We start from the raw sequence: 3347 nt of genomic DNA on the forward strand, positions 1-3347 counted from the left end.
GGCCGGCGTGCGCTCGGGCCCGCCGCCGCCGCCCAGAATGCGCACTGCCAGCTGCCGGAACTCCAGCTCGTCGAACAGCTCGCGCAGCGTCGTTTCGTCGGGCGCATCCAGCACCAGCTTTTCGGGCTCGAAGTCGATGGGCACGTTCACGTGAATGGTGGCCAACTCCTTGCTCATCAGGCCCTGCTCGGCGAAGTTGCGCACGTTTTCCTGCTGCTTGCCTTTCAACTCGTCCACATTGGCCAGCAGATTTTCGACGGAGCCGTACTTCTGAATCAGCGTTTTAGCCGTTTTCTCACCGATGCCGGGAATGCCGGGAATGTTATCCGAGGCGTCGCCCTGCAGGCCCAGAATGTCAATCACCTGCTCCACACGCTCAATCTCGAAGCGGGCCAGCACGTGCGGCACGTCCAGAATTTCGGCCGCGTTGCCCATGAAGGCGGGGCGATAGATTTTGATGTGCTCCGTCACGAGCTGGCAGTAGTCCTTATCGGGCGTCATCATAAACACCTCGAAGCCGTCCTTTTCGGCCTTCTGGGCTAATGTGCCGATGACGTCGTCGGCCTCGAAGCCGTCCATCATCAGGATGGGAATGTGGAAGCCCTGAATAATCTTCTTGATGTAGGGCAGGGCGATGCCGATGTCCTCGGGCATGGCCTGGCGCTGGGCCTTGTACTCGGCAAACTGCTCGTGGCGGAAGGTCTTCTTCGGCCCATCGAAGCACACGCCGATGTGGGTGGGCTTTTCCTTTTGCAGCACCTCCACCAGCGTGTTGGTGAAGCCGAGCACGGCGCCCGTGTTCATGCCTTTGGAGTTGATGCGTGGGTTTTTGCTGAAGGCAAAGTGCGAGCGGTAGATGAGGGCAAACGCGTCGAGCAGGAAAAGCTTCTTGGGTGCGGCGGCAGGGGTGTCAGACATAGAACGAAGGTACGGAACGAGGCAAGGCAGGGATGAACCAGCCGATGAATAAATCGACTACCTTGTCGCTGAAAATTCCTTCGCCAACCCGATTGGTTCCACATTTTTATCCTAATCCCATGTCCCATTTTTTACGCCGGGCGGCCCTTTGGCTGGCACTGGTGCCCGGACTGGTGCCCGCGCTGCGCGCCCAGACCCTGGACCCCGCCTTTCATGTGCCCGAGATTTACACCGAGGCCGGTGTTACGGCTGCGGCCCTTATGCCCAATGGTCAGCTGGTCGTAGCCGGCGATTTTGTGCGGGCCAATGGTCAGCCATCTAATAAGCTGGCGCGCCTCGATGCGGCGGGTGTGGCCGATGCTGCCTTTGGCCAAAACCTGAGCGGAGCAATCCTCACCGCCCTTAGCAAGCTCACGCCTCTGCCCAACGGCCAGCTGCTGGTCACGGGTAATTACCAGGCGGGCGCGGTCGAGCGGAAGTACCTCTTCCGCCTCAATGCCGACGGCACGCTGGATGCTGCTTTCAGCGCAATGCCAGCAATCAGCTACGCCGCGCCGGTTTTAAAAGACGTGGTGGTGCAGCCCGACGGCCGGGTGCTGGTGCTGGGCACCTACCTCACCGGTTCGGGCAACAACCCCGAGTTGCTGCGGCTGCTGAGCAACGGTGCCCCCGACCCCAGCTTCAGCGTAGCACTCCAGGCCGAGCAGCGCCTGCAGCTGCAGCTGCAGGCCGACGGCAAAATCCTGCTGGGTGGGGTTATCCGGCAGGTGAACGGGCTGGCGCGCAGCAACGTGACGCGCCTCAACGCCGACGGCAGCACCGATGCCAGCTACCAGCCAGCCGTGAACATGGTGGTGACGGCGCTGGCGCTGGATGCTAGCGGGGCTGCCTTGGTGGGCGGCCAAACCAGCGTCACGGGCCAGCCGCAGAGCATCGTCCGGCTGCTCAGTAACGGCACGCTCGACGCCAGCTTTGCTTTCCCCACCGCTTTGGCTGGGCGCGATTGCAAGCAACTGGCTGTGCAGGCCAACGGACAAATTCTGGTGCTTACCGAGGGCATCTCCCAAGCTACTTCAATGCCCTATCCGTTCAGCAGCCAGCTTACCCGCCTGCTGCTGACCGGCGCGGTCGATGCCAGCTTCCAACCGGGCAGCGGGCCTGATGGTGCTATCGCTAATATCCAGGTTTCGCCCACCAATCAATTGCTGGTGACGGGCAGCTTCAATAATTTTTCGGGGGAGCGGCGCACGGTGGCGTTGCTGCAGCCCAACGGGGCACTCAACAGCAGCTTTGCCCCGCTGCTGCAGGTGCCGGGCCAGGTAACGGCGGTGCGCCGGCTGAGCGATGGCCGGCTTGTCATCGCCGGGCAGTTCAATTCCATTGATGGCCAACTGACCGACCGCCTGGCCCGACTGCTGCCCAATGGCCAGCCCGACCCGGCATTCGTCAGGCGCGAGCCCCGAAGTGCCCAAAATACGCCACCCCGGATAGCGATGCAGGCCGATGGGAAGCTGCTGGTGGCCTACACCATCAAACTGTTCGAATACAATGTGGCCGGCGTTACCTACGATGTCGTGTTCAACCGGCTGAACCTCGACGGCACCGTCGACACGGGGTTCGTGCCAGCGGTTACGCAGGATAATACGTTGGGCAGCGGCATCCTACTGCTGGCCGAGCAGTCGCCTGGGCATATTATCGTGGGTGGGTCTTTCGTGGATGCGGCCGGCAAGCGAAACCTTACCCGCCTCACGGCCACGGGGGCCATTGATGCCGGCTTTACGCCGCCGGCCAATCAGCCCAATGTGTATGCTGGCAGCATCGTGCAGGCCACTGGCGCGCTGCTGTGTCTCGGGCCTGGCGCAGCACAGAACACAACCACGCTGGTGCGGCTCATGGCCAATGGCACGCCGGATGCCGGGTTTGCTTACGCGCCGTCGGTGCCTGCGCTGGGCCAGGAGCGGATAGCGGAAATTCCCGGGACAAATGAGTTCCTCTTTGCCCGGTATTTGGGGCCGTCTTCCCCCAACGTACTGGAGCGTATCGCGGCTAATGGTACCCCGGTGGCCGGATTTGCCAGCCCGTACACTTCCATCTTCACCCCGGCATTTTCGCTCACCGGCGTGCGGGCCCTGGCTGCGCAAGCCGATGGACGTATTCTGGTAGGCGGCTTCATGCAGCAGGGAACAGCCACTACCTATCCGCTGGAGCGGCTCAACACCAATGGTCAGCTCGATGGCACATTCAACCGGAGCATTATTCCGGCGGCACCTTCGGTGCTCTCCTTTTCGATTACCCAAAAATATTACGTGAACGACCTGCTGGTGCAGCCCGATGGGGCCATTGTAGTGGCCGGAAATTTTCCGGCTGCCGGCGGGCAGGCCGTAACCGGGCTGGTGCGCCTGCTGCCGGCCGGGGTGCTGGCGGTGGGC

Annotated in this window: 2 protein-coding genes; one reads left to right on the forward strand and one right to left on the reverse strand. The window is 62.2% G+C overall.

Annotated features, from left to right (window positions below; translation table 11 throughout):
- Positions 1 to 918 (reverse strand): 5'-3' exonuclease (locus tag ACYVDE_RS18025; protein ID WP_460502941.1); only part of this gene is annotated, 918 nt, incomplete at its 3' end.
- Positions 919 to 1037: 119 nt separating this feature from the next.
- Between ACYVDE_RS18025 and ACYVDE_RS18030 the strand changes: the two genes are divergently transcribed.
- Positions 1038 to 3347, forward strand: a 2310-nt coding sequence (locus ACYVDE_RS18030) for a hypothetical protein (RefSeq protein WP_460502942.1), incomplete at its 3' end; no start/stop codon positions are given.

This window comes from Hymenobacter agri, from assembly GCF_054778495.1.